This is a genomic window from Roseococcus microcysteis (genome assembly GCF_014764365.1).
GTDB classification, from domain to species: domain Bacteria; phylum Pseudomonadota; class Alphaproteobacteria; order Acetobacterales; family Acetobacteraceae; genus Roseococcus; species Roseococcus microcysteis.
Genome location: NZ_CP061718.1, coordinates 2,262,498 through 2,281,654, shown reverse-complemented (window position 1 = coordinate 2,281,654; position 19,157 = coordinate 2,262,498). Strand labels below are relative to the sequence as shown.

Annotated in this window: 24 protein-coding genes; 18 read left to right on the top strand and 6 right to left on the bottom strand. The window is 70.4% G+C overall.

The genetic code is table 11. The features are described from left to right. The first annotated feature begins 113 nt into the window (after nucleotides 1–113). The 5 genes from ICW72_RS11030 to ICW72_RS11010 all read left to right on the top strand — a co-directional run bounded on the left by ICW72_RS11030 (nucleotide 114) and on the right by ICW72_RS11010 (nucleotide 4,442). A complete protein-coding gene (locus tag ICW72_RS11030; RefSeq protein WP_223880536.1) occupies nucleotides 114–641 on the top strand; it encodes a crossover junction endodeoxyribonuclease RuvC in 528 nt (175 codons plus the stop codon). After that, nucleotides 638–868: a hypothetical protein gene (locus tag ICW72_RS11025; protein WP_191082752.1), complete on the top strand. Its 231-nt coding sequence runs from the start codon at nucleotides 638–640 to the stop codon at nucleotides 866–868. The genes ICW72_RS11030 and ICW72_RS11025 overlap by 4 nt, the downstream gene beginning before the upstream one ends. Next, nucleotides 858–1,412: a DUF6456 domain-containing protein gene (locus ICW72_RS11020; protein ID WP_191082751.1), complete on the top strand. Its 555-nt coding sequence runs from the start codon at nucleotides 858–860 to the stop codon at nucleotides 1,410–1,412. The genes ICW72_RS11025 and ICW72_RS11020 overlap by 11 nt, the downstream gene beginning before the upstream one ends. A gap of 317 nt (nucleotides 1,413–1,729) precedes the next feature. Then, entirely contained in the window at nucleotides 1,730–3,187 is a 1,458-nt protein-coding gene (locus ICW72_RS11015) for a site-specific DNA-methyltransferase (RefSeq protein ID WP_191082750.1), read from the top strand. Continuing rightward, a complete protein-coding gene (locus tag ICW72_RS11010) occupies nucleotides 3,177–4,442 on the top strand; it encodes a site-specific DNA-methyltransferase (protein ID WP_191082749.1) in 1,266 nt (421 codons plus the stop codon). Before ICW72_RS11015 ends, ICW72_RS11010 begins: the two co-directional genes overlap by 11 nt. A 4-nt stretch (nucleotides 4,443–4,446) precedes the next feature. Here ICW72_RS11010 and ICW72_RS11005 read toward each other — a convergent pair whose 3' ends face one another. The 4 genes from ICW72_RS11005 to ICW72_RS10990 all read right to left on the bottom strand — a co-directional run bounded on the left by ICW72_RS11005 (nucleotide 4,447) and on the right by ICW72_RS10990 (nucleotide 6,269). Continuing rightward, a complete protein-coding gene (locus tag ICW72_RS11005) occupies nucleotides 4,447–4,728 on the bottom strand; it encodes a hypothetical protein (RefSeq protein WP_191082748.1) in 282 nt (93 codons plus the stop codon). Then, on the bottom strand, nucleotides 4,728–4,922 hold the full coding sequence (locus ICW72_RS11000; RefSeq protein WP_191082747.1) for a hypothetical protein: 195 nt from the start codon (nucleotides 4,920–4,922) through the stop codon (nucleotides 4,728–4,730). The genes ICW72_RS11005 and ICW72_RS11000 overlap by 1 nt, the downstream gene beginning before the upstream one ends. 145 nt (nucleotides 4,923–5,067) lie before the next feature. Next, nucleotides 5,068–5,937 carry a DUF3489 domain-containing protein gene (locus ICW72_RS20680; protein ID WP_223880535.1) on the bottom strand — a complete coding sequence of 290 codons (870 nt, stop codon included), beginning with the start codon at nucleotides 5,935–5,937 and terminating at the stop codon, nucleotides 5,068–5,070. 95 nt (nucleotides 5,938–6,032) lie between these two features. Beyond that, nucleotides 6,033–6,269 (bottom strand): hypothetical protein, encoded by a 237-nt coding sequence (locus ICW72_RS10990; RefSeq protein ID WP_191082746.1) that lies wholly within the window; start codon nucleotides 6,267–6,269, stop codon nucleotides 6,033–6,035. A gap of 66 nt (nucleotides 6,270–6,335) precedes the next feature. Here ICW72_RS10990 and ICW72_RS10985 point away from each other — a divergent pair, with 66 nt between their 5' ends. The 13 genes from ICW72_RS10985 to ICW72_RS10925 all read left to right on the top strand — a co-directional run bounded on the left by ICW72_RS10985 (nucleotide 6,336) and on the right by ICW72_RS10925 (nucleotide 18,178). Further along, nucleotides 6,336–6,992: an elements of external origin gene (locus ICW72_RS10985; protein ID WP_191082745.1), complete on the top strand. Its 657-nt coding sequence runs from the start codon at nucleotides 6,336–6,338 to the stop codon at nucleotides 6,990–6,992. Beyond that, on the top strand, nucleotides 6,989–8,953 hold the full coding sequence (locus ICW72_RS10980; protein ID WP_332308900.1) for a phage terminase large subunit family protein: 1,965 nt from the start codon (nucleotides 6,989–6,991) through the stop codon (nucleotides 8,951–8,953). The genes ICW72_RS10985 and ICW72_RS10980 overlap by 4 nt, the downstream gene beginning before the upstream one ends. A 12-nt stretch (nucleotides 8,954–8,965) precedes the next feature. Further along, nucleotides 8,966–9,202, top strand: a complete 237-nt coding sequence (locus tag ICW72_RS10975) for a phage head-tail joining protein (RefSeq protein WP_191082744.1) — start codon at nucleotides 8,966–8,968, stop codon at nucleotides 9,200–9,202. Continuing rightward, nucleotides 9,202–10,695, top strand: a complete 1,494-nt coding sequence (locus ICW72_RS10970; RefSeq protein ID WP_191082743.1) for a phage portal protein — start codon at nucleotides 9,202–9,204, stop codon at nucleotides 10,693–10,695. The genes ICW72_RS10975 and ICW72_RS10970 overlap by 1 nt, the downstream gene beginning before the upstream one ends. Next, nucleotides 10,692–12,173, top strand: coding sequence for a hypothetical protein (locus tag ICW72_RS10965; protein WP_191082742.1), 1,482 nt, complete (start codon nucleotides 10,692–10,694; stop codon nucleotides 12,171–12,173). The genes ICW72_RS10970 and ICW72_RS10965 overlap by 4 nt, the downstream gene beginning before the upstream one ends. 136 nt (nucleotides 12,174–12,309) lie before the next feature. Next, on the top strand, nucleotides 12,310–14,346 hold the full coding sequence (locus ICW72_RS10960) for a prohead protease/major capsid protein fusion protein (RefSeq protein WP_223880534.1): 2,037 nt from the start codon (nucleotides 12,310–12,312) through the stop codon (nucleotides 14,344–14,346). Nucleotides 14,347–14,476: 130 nt separating this feature from the next. Next, a complete protein-coding gene (locus ICW72_RS10955) occupies nucleotides 14,477–14,824 on the top strand; it encodes a DUF2190 family protein (protein WP_191082740.1) in 348 nt (115 codons plus the stop codon). Continuing rightward, a complete protein-coding gene (locus ICW72_RS10950) occupies nucleotides 14,821–15,477 on the top strand; it encodes a structural protein (protein ID WP_191082739.1) in 657 nt (218 codons plus the stop codon). The genes ICW72_RS10955 and ICW72_RS10950 overlap by 4 nt, the downstream gene beginning before the upstream one ends. Continuing rightward, complete coding sequence (locus ICW72_RS10945) at nucleotides 15,474–15,752, top strand: hypothetical protein (protein WP_191082738.1); 279 nt, start codon at nucleotides 15,474–15,476, stop codon at nucleotides 15,750–15,752. Before ICW72_RS10950 ends, ICW72_RS10945 begins: the two co-directional genes overlap by 4 nt. After that, nucleotides 15,749–16,057, top strand: a complete 309-nt coding sequence (locus ICW72_RS10940; protein WP_191082737.1) for a head-tail joining protein — start codon at nucleotides 15,749–15,751, stop codon at nucleotides 16,055–16,057. The genes ICW72_RS10945 and ICW72_RS10940 overlap by 4 nt, the downstream gene beginning before the upstream one ends. Nucleotides 16,058–16,060: 3 nt before the next feature. Continuing rightward, nucleotides 16,061–16,783 carry a DUF6441 family protein gene (locus tag ICW72_RS10935; protein WP_191082736.1) on the top strand — a complete coding sequence of 241 codons (723 nt, stop codon included), beginning with the start codon at nucleotides 16,061–16,063 and terminating at the stop codon, nucleotides 16,781–16,783. After that, a complete protein-coding gene (locus ICW72_RS10930; protein ID WP_191082735.1) occupies nucleotides 16,780–17,208 on the top strand; it encodes a hypothetical protein in 429 nt (142 codons plus the stop codon). The genes ICW72_RS10935 and ICW72_RS10930 overlap by 4 nt, the downstream gene beginning before the upstream one ends. A 13-nt stretch (nucleotides 17,209–17,221) precedes the next feature. After that, nucleotides 17,222–18,178, top strand: a complete 957-nt coding sequence (locus ICW72_RS10925; RefSeq protein ID WP_191082734.1) for a phage tail tube protein — start codon at nucleotides 17,222–17,224, stop codon at nucleotides 18,176–18,178. Nucleotides 18,179–18,321: 143 nt separating this feature from the next. Here ICW72_RS10925 and ICW72_RS10920 read toward each other — a convergent pair whose 3' ends face one another. Both ICW72_RS10920 and ICW72_RS10915 read right to left on the bottom strand, forming a co-directional pair. Continuing rightward, a complete protein-coding gene (locus tag ICW72_RS10920) occupies nucleotides 18,322–18,606 on the bottom strand; it encodes a hypothetical protein (RefSeq protein ID WP_191082733.1) in 285 nt (94 codons plus the stop codon). Nucleotides 18,607–18,625: 19 nt separating this feature from the next. Beyond that, a complete protein-coding gene (locus ICW72_RS10915; protein ID WP_191082732.1) occupies nucleotides 18,626–19,045 on the bottom strand; it encodes a GIY-YIG nuclease family protein in 420 nt (139 codons plus the stop codon). Nucleotides 19,046–19,157: the final 112 nt, after the last annotated feature.

The window sequence follows — 19,157 nt, the reverse complement described above, 5'->3', positions numbered from 1 at the left end:
CAATCGACTGAAAGCCGGGCAGCGACGGCGAGCTCCGCCAAGAACCGCGCCGTCGCCGCCCTCACCAGGATCATCCCCTCTCGGAGACCACCATGGCAGTTGCGACTCTCACCATGCCCGCCGCCCATGCAAGCGCCCCGCCCATCGCTCTCCCGCCCGCGATCAGCCTGGCGCACCACGCCGTGCTCGCCCTCGATCTCGGCACCACCACCGGATGGGCACTGCGGTCGTGTGACGGCGGCATCACCTCCGGCACCATGACCTTCAAGCCGACCCGCTTCGAGGGCGGCGGGATGCGCTTCCTCCGCTTCCGCGGCTGGTTGGCCGAGGTGGCTGCCCTGTCCGGCGGTGTGGCGCGTATCGTGTTCGAGGAAGTCCGCGCCCACGCCGGCACCGACGCGGCGCACATCTACGGCGGCTTCCTCGGCATTCTCACCGCTTGGTGCGAGGAGCACGACGTCCCCTACGAGGGCGTCCCGGTCGGCACGATCAAGCGCTACGCCACCGGCAAGGGCAACGCCAACAAGGCGAAGATGGTCGCCGCCATCCAGGCCCGCGGCTTTGCGCCGGCCGACGACAACGAGGCGGATGCCATCGCCCTTCTGCTCTGGGCGACTGACCCCACGGGAGGCCGCGCATGAGCATGCACGGCGCGCCGCAACCGCCCCGGTCCTGCCTCGACCGCGGCACGCGCAGCCCGACCAACGACCGCGAGGTGAACGCCATGCGCGCCGCCGCTTGGCATCGGCACGGCGTGGCCGCGCTGCCTGTCGCCGACATCACGGACGACTGGCTCCGCCAGGCCATCACCAACGAAGCCAATCGGCGCTGGGGGCGTCGCAACGGGGAGAACCACCATGGCCGGTAAGCGCAAGCCCAAGGTGCCGAAGCCGAAGCACGACGATCTGGCGAAGCCGTCGAAGTGGCGGATGCAGCACGGTGGCTTCTCGGAGCCGATCCGCGAGGCGGATCCCGAGACCGGCAGCCCAGTCCAGCATCGCCGCGCCGTGGACACGCTCGGGCTGATGCTGGCGCACGGCAGCATCACGCCACAGATGCACGAAGCGGGTGAGATCTTCCGCGGGCTGTTCCGCGCCGCCTGCTTCGACAGCATGTCGACGTCGCAGATCATGCGCATCCCAGGCACGCGCGTCGACACGCTCTCGACGATGCAGGTGGAGGCACGGCGCCGCGTCGCTGCGGCGCTCGATGCTCTGGGGGGGCAGGACAGCCCCTGCGGCTCCTGCGCGTGGTTTGTCGTCGGCCTGGAGTTCTCGGTCCGCGAGTGGTCGATGCGGCAGGGCTGGGCCGGACGGACGGTGCACGGCCCAGTGGGACAGGGCATCCTGGTCGGGTCCCTCGGCATTCTCGCCGTGCACTTCGGGCTGATGCCACGAGCGAGGGCGGCGTGACGCGGGACGATCGGGGCGGTCATCATCGCCCCGATCACGCTGTTACAATTCACCCCGTAGCGGCTCCGAAATCGATAAGGCTAGAAGCAAGACACGTAGAGAAGGTGCGAGAGCGCCGCGGCTGAGCAGCCACGCTGCGACTCGATCCAGACTGTGGCTCTCGAGCCGTAGGGTCCTTCCTGGCCCCGCTGTATGCGGGGGGCGGAAGCGCGCAAGGTCGCTAGCGCCAGGCCATTTTACGACGTTGCCACGGCGCCGTGTTGCCAGGCTCCCCAGGCGGCGTTCCTCACCACCATCATCGATTTCAGCAGGTGCGCATGCCCCAGGCCCCATGGTCTGCGAGCGCCGTCGAGGCGCGCGCGATCGCCTCCCTGCTGCCCTATGCCGGCAATGCGCGCACGCATTCCGCCGAGCAGGTGGCGCAGATCGCGGCCAGCATTCTGGAATTCGGCTTCGTGGCGCCGGTGCTGGTGGATGAGAGCGGCGAGGTCATTGCCGGGCACGGCCGGCTGCAGGCCGCGAAATCCCTGGGCCTGGAGACCGTCCCCACGATCACCCGCGCAGGCCTGACCGACGCGCAAAAGGCCGCATACCGCCTGGCGGACAACCGCATCGCGCTGAACGCCGGCTGGGATGAGGCGCTGCTGGCGGCGGAGGTCGCCAAGCTGCAGGAGATGGGCGGCATCGACCTGGCGCTCACCGGCTTCGACACCGGTGAGCTTGACCGGTTGCTGGCCAGCATGGAGCCAGTGGCAACGGACCCTGGCAACGGGGCGCTTGCCAGCCCGGCCATTGCCAGCGGCGACGCCCCTGGCAACGATGCGCCGGCGGAGGACCCTGCGGACGCCGAGCCCGAGCCGCCGCGCCAGGCCGTCACCCGCCCCGGCGATCTGTGGCTGCTGGGCGACCACCGCCTGCTCTGCGGCGACAGCACCGACGCCGCCAGCGTGGCGCGCGTGGTGGGCGACGACCGCGCCGCGTTGCTCTTCACCTCGCCGCCCTACGGCAACCAGCGGGACTACACCACCGGCGGCGGCACCGATTGGGATGCCCTGATGCACGGAGTGTTCCAGCATCTCGACGTGGCCATGCGGCCCGATGGCCAGGTGCTGGTGAATCTCGGGCTGATCCACCGCGACAGCGAATGGATCCCGTATTGGGCCGCTTGGCTCGACTGGATGCGCGCCCGCGGCTGGCGCCGGTTCGGCCTTTACACCTGGGACCAGGGCCCTGGATTGCCTGGCGACTGGAATGGCCGCCTCGCACCCGCCTTCGAGTTCGTCTTCCACTTCAACCGCCAGGCACGCCAGGCGAACAAGATCGTGCCCTGCAAATGGGCTGGCACGCCGAACAAGGGCAGCGGCCTTCGCGCCGCTGACGGCACCATCTCGGAATACCAGCATGCTGGCCTGCCGGTGCAGGACTTCCGGATCCCCGACAACGTGCTGCGCCTGACCCGGCACAAGGGCCGCGGCATCGAGACCGAGCATCCTGCGGTGTTCCCGGTGGTGCTGCCGGAGTTCCTGATGCGGGCATACACCGACGAGGGCAACGTCGTGTTCGAGCCCTTCGGCGGCTCGGGCACCACCATCCTGGCCGGCCAACGCACCGGCCGCCGCGTGCGCGCGATCGAATTGGCACCGGCCTATGTCGACTTGGCCGTGGCGCGGTGGCGCATGCTGCACCCCGAGCTGCCGGTGACTCTGGCCGATGATGGGCGCGACTACGAGGCCGTCGCCGCAGCACGCATGGAGGCCACCGCCGATGCGGCCTGACCTTCAGATGGAGATGATGCCGGTGGCATCGCTCGCGGCCTACGCCGCCAATGCACGCATGCATCCCACCGAGCAGGTGGCGCAGCTGGCGGCGTCGATCGCCGAGTTCGGCTTCAACGTGCCGGTGCTGGTGGACGATGCCGGCGTGCTAATCGCCGGCCATGGTCGCGTCCTGGCCGCGAAGGCGCTCGGGCTCGATGCGGTTCCCGCCATCCGGCTCGGCCACCTCACCGAAGCGCAGGCGAAGGCCTTCCGGCTGGCGGACAACCAACTGGCACTGAATTCGACCTGGGACGAGAGCCTGCTCGCCGCCGAGCTGCGGGAGCTGCGCGCAGACGAATTCGACATCGGCCTGATCGGCTTCGACCAGGCGGCACTCGACCGGCTGCTGGCCGAAGGCGGCGGGGATGAACCTGTTGCCGCTGGCGATCCCGATGCACCGGCGCCGGAGCCACCGACCATTCCCGTCACGCGGCCCGGCGATCTCTGGCTGCTGGGTCCGCACCGGCTGCTCTGCGGCGACGCCACCAGCACGACAGACGTGGCCCGACTGCTGGATGGTGCCGCCCCGCATCTGATGATCACCGATCCGCCCTATGGCGTGAACTACGATCCGGAATGGCGGAACGAGGCCGGGGTCTCGGCCACCATGCGCACCGGGAAGGTGGCGAATGACGACCGCGCCGACTGGCGCCAGGCATGGGCGCTGTTCCCCGGCGACGTCGCCTATGTCTGGCACGCCGGCGTGCACAGCCGCACGGTGATCGAGAGCCTCGAAGCATGCGGCTTCGTGATCCGCAGCCAGATCGTCTGGGCCAAGTCGCGCTTCGTGCTGGGGCGCGGCGACTATCACTGGCAGCACGAGCCCTGCCTCTATGCCGTGCGCAAGGGTGCGACTGGCCATTGGCAGGGCGCGCGCGACCAGGCGACGCTCTGGGCGATCTCGAATGGTGGCGACGAGGATGCGGCGACTGTGCACGGCACGCAGAAGCCGGTGGAGTGCATGCGCCGGCCGATCATCAACAACAGCGCGGATGGCGAGGCGATCTACGATCCATTCCTTGGCAGCGGCACGACGCTGATCGCCGCGGAGACGACCGGGCGGGTCTGCCACGCGGTGGACATCGATCCGCGCTACGTCGATGTAGCGATCCAGCGTTGGCAAAATCTTACTGGCAAGGCGGCAGTGCTGTCCGGAGAGGATCGCATATTCCGGGACGTGGCCGCCGCGCGCGGTGCCACGCTCGCAGCGTGATGCGTCAGCGGGGTGCCGTTGCAGCCTTGCGGTCGGCTTCAAAGGCAGCGATGGCGGCAGGCCAATCCAGGCTGGCGCCGTCGCCGAGTGTCTGCACTAGCGTGAGCGCCACGCGGCGGCGCGACCAGTAGTGCCCGTCCAACCTGGCGAGCCATCCTGCCAGTCCCTGCGCGGCAAGCGCCGCGGCGGCGGCTTCGACCTCTGCCTCGCTCGGCGGCGCAGCGCGGCCCATCGTCACGTGGCGGCCATCCTGCGCCAGGATGATCCAGCGGCATTCGGAGGGCATCACCCCTCCTCCTTCTCGGTCTGCCAGGTGGCGTATTCGACCGTGGCGTAGATCGCGCGCCCGTCGCTGGCGGTGCAGACCTGGATGGTCGCGCGGCCCACGCTGTCGGTGCTGCGCGGCGCGGTGGCGAGAAGCTGCTGCCAGGCGGCGCGGTCCTGCGGGCCTTCGGCGGTCTGGTGCGGGAGGATGGTCATCGTCGTCTCCGTCTGGCGGGGCGGGATGCCCTGCGCGTGACGGACGATTCGCGCTGTGTCGGAACACAGCCAACTCGATAAAGCGCCGGGAATCTGGATGATCCCCGGCGCTCCCGATCATGTTCAGTGGCGTGGCTGTGATGCTTCACTCGGCGATGCGGTAGATCGTGAAGCTTCCGCGGGCGCCCTCCTTGTTGGGTCCGACCTGGCGGATCCGCTCCATCACCTCGACCGCGTGGCCCTTCTTCTTCAGCCCGGCGAAGAAGCCGCGGACCGTGTGCTGTGCCCAGCCCGTGGCGTTGGCGATCTGCGCGACTGTGGCGCCCTCGGGCCGGCGCAGCATGGCCAGCACCTGCTCCTGTTTGGTCCCCTCGCGCGGCTTGCGCTGCGCGCCCGGCTCGCGGGCGACGCGGGCGGGCTTCCCGGCGAGCAGGATGCGAAGGGCCGCCATCGGCGCGTCGAGTGCGCCGATCAGGTCGCCATCATGCGTCCCGAAGCGAGCGGCCTGGTCGTCCCAGGCGGCGAGGATGGCCGCGGCGGTGTCGCGCAGGCTGGCGCGTGGCGTAGCGGCGCGTGCCGCGAGGGCCTGGTCGAGCAGGGCGATCTCCTCCGCCAGGGGCGCGGCCAGGGCGGGCGCGGCGGCGGTGTCGGTGGTTTCCCCCGGCGCAGCATCCGCCGCCACCGTCGGCGCCGTGTCGGGCACGCTGCCCTCGATGCCCGAGCAGTCGGGCTCGCCGGCTACCGCATCGCCCTCGTTCGGGTCGATGCCGATGGCGCGCAGCCCCTCGTCGGTGATGCGCGCCACGATCCAGGTCCCGTCGTCGTCCTGGCGCCAGCCCAGCCCGACATGCTCCCGCGGGGCGTTGATCTCGGTGAGCAGGTTGTTCTTGAGCAGGCTGCGGAACACCGCGTTACGCGCCGCGGCCGGGAGTGACTTTGGCGCGCGGGCGAGGCCCATTTCGTGCTGCGCGGCGGCGCTCAGGATCACGCGCTGGCTGTCGGAAAGCTTGGACATCGTGGTGGTCTCCGGTTCCGGGCGCCGGTCATCGGCCCCTACTGCCGGGAGCCCCGCCGGCGTTGCCGGTCGGGGCGGTGCGGGAGTCGCCCGCTTCAGACTTCGTATTCGCCGCGGCGGAAATGCTGATCCGCGATGTCCTTCAGCTTCGCGGTGGCGTCCGAAAGCCAGGCCGCCTCGCCCCAAAGCACCGTCTCGGGATCCGCGCCGAAGTGGTCCGCGCTGGCCTGCGTCAGTTCGGCGAGGAGGGCGTCGAATTCAGCCTTCTTCGCGAGGAAGGCGGCCAGGCTCTTTTCCTGGTTGCGGGCGGCGCGGGCTTCGCGGTCGGTCATGCTGGTCTCCGTCTGTTGCTGCAGGGCATCCCCTGCGTGTGACGGACCATTCGCGCTGTGCCACGCGTGAGCCAAGCGCATCTCGCGCTCATCGAATTGCTAATATCGGAGGCGTTCGATCACATCATGATCGCAACCGCTTCCGCTGTGCTGGTGCCCTCGCAGCGCGAGGTGGCGCGCCGGCTCGGCGTCTCCCACACCGCGCTGCAGAAGGCCGCGCAGTCCGGCCGCATCGCCCAGGAGCCGGGCGGCGGATGGAACGTCGAAAAGGTCCGCGCGCAGCTGGCAGCCAGCAGCGACCCGGTGCGCAAGACGGCGGCCATGGTGGCGCCGGCACCGGCGCCGACACCGACCTCGCCACCGCCGACCCCACCGCGGCCGGCCTTCGTCGCGCCACCCATGCCGGAGCCGTTGCCCCCGCCCTCCGCGGGCGGCAGCAGCTTCCACAACGCCCGCACCGCCAACGAGATGCTCAAGGCGCAGGAGCGCAAGCTCCGGCTTGATGAGCGACGTGGCCAACTGGTCGAGAAGGCGCGCGCGCTCATACTGGTGCACCGCCTGGCCAAGGAGGAGCGCGATGCCATCCTCGCCTGGCCCGCCCGGGTCGCTGCGGAACTGGCCGTCGAACTCGGCGTCGATGCGCACCGGCTGCAGACGATGATGGATGCTCGGCTGCGCCAGCACCTGGCCGAGCGCAACGACGTCCGCGTAACGGTCGCATGATGACCGGCGAGCAGATTATCGCCGAACTCGGCAATTTCGACGGCGCCGCCGAGATCTTGCAGGCCTGGCGCGACGGCATGGCGCCCGAGCCCGCGCTGCTGGTTTCTGACTGGGCCGACAAGCACCGCATGCTCGGCTCCCGCGGCAGTGCCGAGCCGGGCCCGTGGCGGACCAACCGCACGCCCTATCTGCGCGACGTGATGGACGCGCTCTCGCCGGCGCATCCGGCCCGTCGCGTCGTGTTCATGAAAGGGGCGCAGGTCGGCGGCACGGAATGCGGCAACAATTGGATCGGCTACGTCATCCACCACGCGCCGGGCCCCATGCTGGCGGTGCAACCGACCACGGAACTGGCCAAGCGCTTCTCCGACCAGCGCATCGATCCGCTGATCGAGGAGACGCCTGCCATCAGGCAGCGTGTTGCGCCCGCACGCTCGCGCGACAGCGGCAATCGCCAGCTCAGCAAGGAGTTCCCTGGCGGCCAGCTGGTAATGACCGGCGCCAACAGCGCGGTCGGGCTGCGCTCCATGTCGGCGCGCTTTCTGTTCCTCGACGAGGTGGACGCCTATCCCGGCGACGTCGAAGGCGAAGGTGATCCTGTCGCGCTGGCCGAGGCCCGGGCGCGCACCTTCGGCTGGCGCCGCAAGACGCTGCTGGTCTCGACGCCCACCATCTCCGGCCTATCGCGCATCGAGCGGGAATACCTCGCCAGCGACCAGCGGCGGTTCTTTCTGCCCTGTCCGCATTGTACGGCGATGCAGTGGCTGCGCTTCGAGCGGTTGGTATGGGACAAGGGCGAGCCGGACACCGCGCGCTATCTCTGCGAGGCCTGCGACGGAGCCATCGGCGAGCAGCACAAGACGGCGATGCTGGCCGGCGGCGAGTGGCGTCCCACCGCCATCCCGCAGGATTCCCACGCGATCGGCTTCCACATCTCGGCGCTGTACTCGCCGGTCGGCTGGTTCTCCTGGTCGCAGGCGGTGCGAGATTGGGAGGCGGCGCAGGGCGACGACCGCGCCATCAAGACCTTCAAGAACACGGTGCTGGGCGAGACCTGGCAAGAGAGCGGCGAGGCGCCGGATTGGCAGCGGCTCTATGACCGCCGCGAGGAATGGGAGCCGGGCACGGTCGCCGAGGGTGGGCTGCTGCTCACCGCCGGCGTGGACGTGCAGCGCGATCGCCTCGAGGCCAGCATCTGGGCCTGGGCGCAGGATCGCCAGTCCTGGTTGGTCGAGCATCGCATCCTGGTGGGGAACCCCTTCGAGGCGGCGGTCTGGGACGAATTGCGGGCGCTGCTGGGCGAGACCTGGCGGCACGCCTCCGGGCATCGTCTCCCCATTGCCATGGCGGCGATCGACAGCGGCGACGGCATGACCACGGCGGAAGTCTATGCCTTCGTGCGCCGCGCCGGCGCCGGGCGCGCCATCGCGGTGAAAGGCCAGGACGGGCTGCGGGCGGCAATCGGCCAGCCCTCCGCCACGGAGGTGCGCCGCAATGGCCGCAAGCTGGGCGGGCTGAAGGTCTGGCCGGTGGGATCGTCCTTCCTGAAGGGCGAGACCTATGGGTGGCTCAAGCTGGAGCGGCCAACCGCGGAGAGCGGCGATCCTTTCCCGGCCGGCTTTGTTCACCTGCCGATGCATGCCGCCGGCGAGGAGTTCTGCCGGCAGCTCACCGCCGAGCAGTTCGTCGCCCGAGCCGGCCGGAATGGCTTTCGCCGGCTGGAGTGGGTCAAGACGCGCGAGCGGAACGAGGCGCTGGATTGCCGGGTCTATGCCCGCGCAGCCGCCGCGGCGCTTGGCATGGATGGCTGGGGCGACGGGCGCTGGGCGCGGATGGCGGATGCACTGTCGCTCCCAGCGGCGGAACCCACCGCAGCGGCGCTGATCGATGGTGCTGCGCCTGCCACCAGCACCACGCGACCATCCGGCTGGCTCGCGCCCCGTGGCAATTGGCTTCGCTGAAAGGAGGACGACATGGATCCCACCGTCCTCGCCTGGGCGCTGGCGCAGCCCGTCGGCACCCGCGGTTTCGTGCTGGCGGCGGCCTTCACCGGTGGCACCACGCGCGTGACCTTCGATGGTCGCACCGTGGAATACCGCTCCCTGGATGAGCTGGGCCGCGCGCTGTCAGTCCTGCACGCCGCCGAGAACAGCGCGGCCCGCCGTCCCAGCGTCACCTTCGCCAGCTTCTCGCGCGGGGGAAGCAGGTGATGGGCCGTCTCCGCGATGCCTGGCACGCCCTCCGCGGCTATGCCGCCGCGCAGGACAGCCGCACCTCCTCCTGGGCTGCCTCGGGGGGCAGCGCCACCGCCGAGGTCGGTGCCGCCGCACCCACCGTGGCGCGTCGTGCCCGCGACGCCGTCCGCAACGATCCCTACGCCGCCCGCATTGTCGACCTCTGGACCGGCAACGCAGTCGGCGCCGGCATCACGACCCGCTGGCCAGACAAGCCCCACGCCGAGGCCTGGCGCCGCTGGTCCGACAGCACCGCCTGTGATGCCGAGGGGCGGCTGGACCTTTACGGCCTACAGGCGCTGGTTATGCGCGCGGTCGTGGAGAGCGGCGAATGCTTCGTCCGCATGCTGCCGGCCGACATCACGCCCGCGAACCCGATCGGGCTGCGGCTGCAGGTACTGGAAAGCGACCACCTCGACGCGGCGCGGCAGGGCGTCATCGAAGGCGTCCCCACGCTGCAGGGCATCGGCCTGGGCGAGGCCGGGGAGCCGGTTGGCTATTGGCTGCACCGCGTGCACCCCGGCGCGTCCTGGGTGCTGCCGGGTGGTGCGACCTGGTTGAGCAGCCAGAGCGTGCCGGCCCGCGACGTGCTGCATATCTACCGCAAGCGCCGCCCCGGCCAGCTGCGCGACGTCTCCTGGCTGGCGCCTGTGCTGACCCGGCTGCGCGACCTCGGCGACTATGAGGCCGCCTTGCTCATGAAGGCCAAGATCGAGGCCTGCCTAGCCGCGGTGGTCTCGGAGGATGGCGACGACACCATGACAGGGCCGGCGTCAGGCCTGCTGCGCGATGCTCAGGGCCGCACGGTCGAGAGCTTCGAGCCCGGCATGATCCTGTACCGCCGCGGTATGGGATCGGTGGAGGTGGTGAATCCAAGTGGGGGCGGCAGCCATGCCGCCTTCGCACGCCGCGCGCTCGAGGCGTCGGCCGTCGGCACCGGCCTGACCTACGACCAGGTGGCCGGCGACCTGACGCAGGCGAACTACTCCAGCCTGCGGGCCGGCAAGATCGAGTTCCGCCGCCTCTGCGAGCAGGTGCAGTACGGCATGCTGATCCCCATGCTGGTGCGGCCCATCGCGGACCGCTTCCACGCCCAGGGCGCGCTGCTCGGTCTGTGGGGCGCCGACGTACCGGAGGGCCTCTCCCACGTCCCGCCCGCCCACGAGATGATCGATCCACTCAAGGACACCACCGCGCTGATCGCGCAGGTCCGTGCCGGCTTTGTGCCGCAGCCCGAGGCAGTCGGCGCCTTCGGCTACGACTTCCGCCAGGTGGTCGAGATGATCCGCGAGGCCAACGCCCTGCTGGATGATGCCGGCCTCTCGCTCGACAGCGATCCGCGCCGCGTCGCCAAGTCCGGCTCCGCCCAGGACGCCGCCCAACTCGCCGCCATCGAGATTGCCGCCACCGGTGCCGCATCGCCACGCGCGGATGCTGGCGCTGCCCCCAATTCCGGAGACCCCTCATGATGGCTGGCGCCTACGACTGGACCGACGACATGCTCAAGGTAAAGAGCATGCAGAAGAAGTTCCGCGACAGCTTCAGCGGGTCCGAAATCACCCCCGCCCGCTGGGAGGTCGCAACCACCGGCGGCGGCATGGCCCTCACGGTGGCCGATGGCGCCGTCACCATCTCCACCGGCACCACGCTGGACGACGAGCTGACCCTCACCAGCCGCACCACCTTCACCATCCCGCTGCGGGTCATGGTGGCGGTGAACATGAGCCAGCGCATCGTCGGCCAGTCGGTCTGGCTGGAGCTGGCCAGCATCGACCCCGCCACCGCCCAGCCCGACGGCCGCCACGCCGCCGCCTGGCGCCTGGACGGGGCCAGCCCCACCCTGGCCAACTACGAGGTCCAGAACGAGGCCGCGCCGCGCCTCACCACCGCCTCGGCCAGCACCATCCCCACCACCGCCGCCACCGGCTGGTCGGTGCTGGAAATCGAGCCCACCAATGACGAGTGCTGGTTCCACGGAAGGCTGATGGACACCACCGCGGCGCGGTCCAACTCCTACGTCCGGCACCAACAGATCCCGGACCCCAACGCGCTGTATCGGTTTCGGGTGCGGGTGCGGAACCGGCAGTACGTGAACGGCATCTCCGCCGTGGCGGACAATGGCACCGGGCTGGTCCGGGTCACCCGCACCGCACATGGCTATGTCACCGGCGATGTGGTGACGGTGGAGAATGTGTCGGGCGTGCCGGGGGCCAATGGGACCTTCACGGCCACGGTGATCAATGCCAACAGCTTTGACCTGGTGGGGTCGAGCTTCTCGGGGGCCTACATCAACACGGGCTGGGCCTCGGTGAGCCGGGAGCTGGCGCCGGCCTCCAGCACCGACATCAGGGTGCAGTTCGTCACGATTGCGGACTATGCCGAGCTGACCACGGAAATCACCGCTGGCCGGGGCCAGTCGGTCGCCGGCCAGGGGCTGGGCGTGAACGTGCTGAACCCGGTGACGCCGGTGGGCGGCCAGGCGCGCAACACGGCCGGTGCGGTGCCGGTGCTGGCGGCCACAGGCTACTCGGCCAACCCCACTGCGGTCACCACGGCCCGCGGTGTGGACCTGCTGGCGACGCTGATCGGCGCGCTGGTCACCAAGCCCTATGCGATTCCGGAGGCGGATTGGCAGGCGGCGGCGGCGGCGGGCGGGATCATCAACACCACCGACGTGGTGCTCCGGGCGGCGGCCGCGGCCGGCATCCGGAACTACGTGACCTCGATCGACGTCCGCAACGCCCACGCGACGGTGGCCACCGAGGTGGTGATCAAGGATGGCGCCACGGTGATCTGGCGGCAGCTGCTGCCGGCGGCGATGGCGGCTCCGGTGGAGATCACCTTTCCTACGCCGCTGCGCGGCACCGCGGCGACGGCGGTGAACGTCGCCTGCCTAACCACGGGCGCGCAGGTCTACGTCAACGCGCAGGGATATGCCGCGCCGTAAGGCGCTGCCCACAGCTTTTCCCGCGCTTAACCACAGGCTTATCCACATGCCAGATCCCATTGATCCGGGCGGGGGCACCCCCGCGCCGGAGGCCACGCCTGCGCCCGATCGACTGCCCACCGCTGGGCAGTCGATCGTGGCTTGCCGCGCCCTGGCGGCCCCTGTCACCGTCAACCGCGCTGCCCGCACTGTCGAGGTGGTCTGGAGCACTGGCGCCCGGGCCCGCAACTTCGTCCCGCCGCTCGGCCCCATCATCGAGGAATTGGACATGCGGCCCGAGGCGGTGCGCATGGGCACGCTGCGCTCCGGTCGTGCCCCGGTGCTGGACACCCACCGCCGAGCTGGCACGCGCGACGTGCTGGGCCGCGTCACCGCCGCCCGGCTCGAGGCCGGTCGGGGCTTTGCCACGCTGCAATTCAGCGGCGCCGATGACGTCGAACCCGTCTGGCAGCGGGTCGCCGACGGCACGCTGCAGTCCGTCAGCGTCGGCTATCGCGTGCATCGCTACGAGCCCCGGCCTGACGCCGCCACCGGCCAGACCATCCACCGCGCGGTGGATTGGGAGCCCTACGAGATCTCGATCGTGCCCGTCCCGGTGGACGCGGCCGCTGTCGTGCGTGGCGAGGGGGACCAGGGCACCCCGGCCACCGCCATCGAACCCGCCCTGACCATCCCCGAGGAACCACCCATGCCCGAGACGACGCCGGCTTCGCCGGATCCCGCGCCGGCGCCGCCCGCGCCGCCCACCATCCCGCACCAGGAGGTCCCCGTGACCACGCCGCCCGCCAGCACCCCGCCCACCACGCCGCCCGAGCCCACTCGCACCGCACCGCCGGCCCCCGACCTCGATGCCATCCGTGCCGAGGCCGAGCGCGCCACGGTGGAGCGTATCGCCGGCTATGAGCCGGTGCTCGCCGCCGCCCGTGGCCTGCTGTCCGATGCCCGGGTGGACGAGCTTCGCCAGGTGGCCATTCGTGACCGCCTCTCGCCTGAGGTGCTGCGCGGTCGCCTGTGGGACGCCTACACCAGCGGAGCCGCCCGTCCCTCCCTGCCGGCGCGCCCCGACACGGGCCCGTCCAACGAGGACCCGTCGCAGATCCTCGACGCCATGGCCGAGGCGCTCGCCGCCCGCACCATGCCGGGCTACCAGGCGCCAAGCACCGGCCCCGGCGCCGGTCGCCACACCGAATTTCTCGGCTGGCGCCCCTCGGACATGATCGGCGAGCTGCTGCGGGTCCGGGGGGAGCGGGTGATCCCGCGCAACCCCACCGTCCTGGCCGAGCGCGCCTTCCACACCACCAGCGACTTCCCCGCGCTGCTCTCCGCCGCGGCCAACAAGATGCTGCTGGCGGCCTATGCACCCGCGGCGCCGACCTACCGGACGCTGTTCCTCCGCCGCGATTTCCGGGACTTCAAGCCGCACCGGCACCTGCGTGTCGGCGACTTCCCGACGTTGCTGCCGCTGTCGGAGAATGGCGAGGTCCAGGCTGGAACCATGTCGGAAAGCCAGGAGCTGGTCTTCCTGCAGACCTTCGCCCGGCGCATCCGCGTGACCCGGCAGATGCTGGTGAACGACGATCTCGGCGCCTTCACCGACTTCGCATCCATGATCGGCCGGCGCGTCGCCGACTTCGAGAACGCGACCGCCTACCAGCTGCTGAACGCGGCCAATGGCGATGGTCCGACGCTCATCACCGGCGCGGCCGCGGTTTTCGGGACGGCGGCGGCGCGGGCCAACAAGGCGGGGGCCGGCACGGCGCTTGACCTGCCCAACCTGGCGCTGGGCCGTGCCGCGGTCATGCGCCAGAAGACCCTCGACGGTCTGCCCATCGCCGTCGGCGCCCAGATGCGCCTGCTGGTGGGACCGAACCAGGAGCTCGCCGCACGGCAGCTGACGGTGAGTGTGGCCGCGACGCAGACCAGCAACGCCAATGTCTACGCCGGTTTCGTGCAGCCGCTGGTGGAGCCGCTGATTCCGTCCAACCGCTGGTACCTGTTCTCGGACCCGATGGCGGCCCCGGTCTACGTCTACGGCTACCTCAACGGCGCCGAGGGGCCGCAGGTCACCACCGGCAATGTCCAGGGCGTCGACGGCGTCGAGGTCAGCGTGATCTTCGACTTCGGCGTGGGCGCCATCGACTGGCGCGGCGCCTGGTTCAACCCGGGCACCTGATCCCTACCGCCACCCATCAGCCCATCCATCGTCAATCCATGCAGAGGGCGCCCGACACCGGGTCCCCGGCCAAGCGAATGCTTGGCTGGGTGGTGTGGGCGCCTTCTGCGTTTCTGGAGACCTCATCCTCATGCGCAGCTATGTGCAGCCCGGCGACAGCCTGGCTCTCGCCGTCCCCTATGCCGGCGGCGTCACCTCCGGCCAGGGCGTCCTGGTCGGCGCGCTCTTCGGCGTGGCCGCCGTCGATGGCGTGCAGAACGCCGTCATCGAATGCCAGACCAAGGGCGTCTTTGACATCACCAAGCAGCCGGCGCTGGCCATCACCGCCGGTGCGCGCCTCTTCTGGGACGACACCAACCGACGCCTCACCACCACCGCAACCGGCAATTTCCAGGTGGGCATCGCCGCGGTGGCAGCGCTCGCCGCCGACACGACCGTCCGCGCCGTGCTGCTGCGCGCCCCGGCGTCCGGCGCATGAGCGGGGATCCCAAGGCCGCGCGGGGCTATCGCAACCGCAACCCCGGCAACATCGAGCATGTGCCGGCCAACAAATGGCTCGGCCTGGCCGATCCACCCTCGGATGGGCGCTTCTGCCGGTTCCACTCGCACCAGCACGGCATCCGCGCGCTCGCCCTGCTGCTGCAGAGCTACCAGGATCGGCATGGCCTGCGGACCGTGCGCGGCATCGTCGCGCGCTGGGCACCCAGCACCGAGAACAACACCCGCGCCTATCAGGACGCGGTGGCCAAGCGCCTGGCGGTGGGGCTCGATGATCCCATCGACCTGCACGACGCCGCCACGCTGCGGGGCATGGTCGAGAGCATCATCCGCCATGAGCTCGGCGGCCAGCCCTATGCGGCGGAGGTGATCGCCGAGGGGCTGCGCATGGCCGGGCTGGTGGAGCCCGGCATCGCCCGCACCGGCACCGTCCGCGCGGCTGCCAGTACGGCTGCGGCCGGCCTGACGGCGGCGGTTGTGATCGAGACCGTGACCGCGCTCGCCCCGCATGCCGACGGCCTGGCCTCCGTGGCCCGTGCCCTCGGCCCCTGGGGCGTGGCGCTGGCCGTCACGGGTGCGGCGGCCTGGGCCGTCCTTCAGCGCCTGCAGCGTCAGCGGGAGATCGCGCCATGACCGATCACGACCGCGAGCTCGGTGCCATCGTCGCCCGCCTCACCGAGATCGAGCGCCGGCTTGGCGAGGGCGACGCCGATATGCGCGAGCTCACGCGCACGGTGACGGAGCTGGTCAAGGCCATGGCGGCGCTGACGGCCCGGCTGTCGCTGGCGGCGGTGGGCAGCCCAGGTGGCATGCCGATGGCGGTGCCGGCCACCGGGGCGGCGGCGGCGGGCGGCATCATCGGCGCGGCCATGGGTTCGAAGCTGGCCTCCTGGTTCGGGTTGGGATGACGGCGTTCGACGCGGCGCTGGCCGTGCTGGCCGCGGATCCCAACCTCGGCACCAACGCCACCTATCGAGCCGCGGGCACCGGTGCGGGGATCCCGCTCCGCGTGCTGCGCTCCAGCCCCGACCGCGTGGCGGACGGCTTTGGCACCGGCATCCTCCAGGCCACCGACATCCTCACCGTGCCCCTGGCCGCGCTGCCCACCATCGAGCCCGGCGACAGCTTCACCCTCGGCGCCGATGTGCTGACGGTGGACAGCGCCGAGCGCGATGCCGCGGGTGTCGCCTGGCGCGTCCTCTGCCGGCGATAGCCCATGCGCCTCTCCGCCATCGTCGGCGACCTCCGCAAGGCACTGGCCGAGGAGGTCCGCGCCGGCGAGCGCGCCGCCTCTCGCGCCGTCAGCGAGGAAACCGACGCGCTCAAGCGCGAACTGCGCCAGCAGGTCACCGGCTCCCTCGGCGGCAAGGCGCGCGGCATCGCCAATGCCTGGCGCGCGCAGGTCTTTCCCCGCAGCGGCGTGTCGCTGCGCGCCGCCGGCGTGGTGTGGAGCAAGACCCCGCTGGTGATCGACGCCTTCGACCGGGGCGCGCTGATCCGCCCCAAGGGCGGCGGCAAGTTCCTGGCCATCGCCACCGGCTTCAATGCCGCCCGCGGCTGGCGCGGGCGCGGCGACAAGGGGCTGCGGGTCACGCCGGCGCAGATGGTCGCCTCGGGCCAGGCTTTCCTCCGGCCGTTCAAATCGGGCCGGGGCTTCGTCTGGTGCCTGCCGCTGCGGCAGGGACAGGGCACCGGGCGGCAGCGGCGCACCCGTCTGATCGCCGGTGGCGTGGCCGAGGTCGGCACCGCCAACCGCAAGGGGCGTGAGGCCTGGGCGCGCGGCCTGCTCGAACAGGGAATGGTGCCGATGTTTCTCCTCCTGCCGCAGGTGCTGCTGCGCAAGCGGCTCGACGTCCGCGGTGCCTCGCTGCGCGCACTGCGCCGCCTGCCGCGGCGCTTTGTGGCGGCGTGGGGTGCCGAGACAGGACGCGGGCAGTGAGTGTCCGCGATGCGGCCCTGACCGCCCTGTCCGCGCGCCTGGGCGCCGCCCTGGCCGCACGGAGCCCCACCCCAAAGGTCCTCCGCAACGAAACCGTGCCGCAGCGCCTGCCGCCTGGCGGGCTGGTGGTGCTGCGCGACGGCGAGACGGTAGAGGAGACGCCGATCCTCTCGCCGCTTGCCTGGCAGATCGAACACCGCGCCGTGGTGGAGGTGGTGGCCGCCAATACGGCGCTGCTCGACGCGCTGCTGGTGGAGATCGGCGCCGCCATCACCGCGGACCGCACCCTCGGCGGCGCGGTGGAATGGGCGCAGCCGAGCGCGCCCGCCTTCGATGACGTCGAGACGGAGGGCGCCGCTGCTTCCCGCGCCGCCGCCATCCCCGTGACGCTGGTCTTTACCGTCGCCGGCTCGCCGCTGAACTGACAGGAGTTCTCTCATGCCCCGTGCCATCGGCGCGAATTCGCGCCTGCTCATGATCCCGGAGGTCACCTACGGCACCGCCCCGGGCGGCAACTGGCGCCGTGTGCCCTTCCTCTCCAGCAGCCTCGGCGCCGAGCAGCCGCTGCTGGACGCCGATGTCATCGGCCTTGGCGGCAACCGCGATCCCGCCGCGCCCTTCCTCGACACCGTCACCGTCGCCGGCGATGTCGTGGTGCCGATTGACCTGGTGAACACCGGCCACTGGCTACGGCTGCTGCTTGGCGCGCCGACCACCACCGGCACCAGCCCGAACTTCATCCACAGCTTTGCTTCTGGCGCGGCGACGCTGCCGTCCCAGGCGATCGAGACGGGTTATCCGGACGTGCCCAGCTACGACGTCTGCGCCGGCGTGCGCGCCGACACGCTGGAGATCGACTTCTCGCCGACGGGCGCGGCCACGGCCACCATCAAGCTGGTGGCGCAGGGCTCGGTGCGGTCAGGCGCAAGCTCGGGCGGCTCTCCCATCACCGCTGCCTATACGGCCTTCAACAAGGCCCAAGGGTCCATTACGCGGAGCGGGTCGGCGTTGGCGCAGGTGACCGGGGCGCGGCTGTCCTACTCCAACAGCATCGAGACGGTGCGGACCATCCGCGCCGATCGCAGGATTGAGGGCGCCGATCCTGGTGTCTCCCGCGCCACGGGCCAGATCACCGCGCGGTTCGAGAACACCACGCTGCTGACGCAGGCGCAGAACGGCACGGCGGCGGAGTTCGCCTTTGCCTACACCATCGATGGGAACCGCAGCCTGACCATCACACTGCATGAGGTTTACCTGGCGCTGGCCAAGACGCCGATCGAGGGGCCAGCCGGCGTTGAGGCCAGCTTCGATTTCCGCGCCGCGTTCAACGCCACGGCGACGCGTATGATGACGGTGGTGCTGCGGAACCAGCAGGCGGGAACGGAGTATGCGTAATGCCTATCACGCCGTCCGGGGGCGGCCGTGTGTGGGATCCTGACCGAGAGCAGCATGCCTATTCAGCGAACGGTTGGTCTGCCGTGCGCTGAGGCTCTCGCTTGAACGCCGCGCCTATAGGGTGCGGTGGACGCGGGCGTGACCTACCACTGCAGCTCGCGATTTAAACTTGCGCGGACGATCCCGAGGTCAATAGAGCTGAAGTAGGTGTGCCATGGCCGCGGAGCGATGAACGCCATCCGCCCCCCTCCCGCATCCCACACCGGGACGACCGTACCTGCGAGGCCAGCGCCGCGTGAGCGCAGTTGTAGCTCGGCGATTACGGCGCGTTGCGTCCCGGGATCCTTGCGGCCAAAATCGGTAGCGAGCGGCGCGATGATGAGGTCAACACCTTGCTCGCGGACATGGGCGACGGAAAAGCAGGGCATAGCAATTGGTCTCCTTGGCTCAGCGCGCGAGCAGCGCGACAAGGGGGTTATGCTGCTCGTTGAGCATCGGCGCGTAATGGCGGATCAGGCGCCGCTCGGCTTCGGTGTAGCCGACCGGATCACTGACACCTGGGACGTGCACAAGAAGGTAGCGGGCACCGCGACGGATCGCCTCGTCGCGTCGTTCGTGACCGAGAAGGCGCCGACTGAGAGCTTCAGCGCGGCCCACGTAGAGGGGGACGTAGGTACGCCCCTGAAGCCCGGCGAAGATGTAGACCGCATTCGACGCCGATGGGCATACGTGGATGTCGTAGATCGCAAATCGGTAGCGATACTCAGCGCCGTCGTCGCCCCAGACATGGCCGAGCGGCACCGAGGGTGGCGGCAGGCCGGCAAAGATCGAGGCGAGGGGATTGGGCTTGGTCGAAGGGAACGCCATTGACATTGCTCCTGCAAACGTGTGCCGGCTGTCGCCTTCAAGGCCGTTGACGGAGTCGCAGCCGATGGTTTACAAAACATACGACTGAGGCGAATTTGTCAACAAGAAAGGG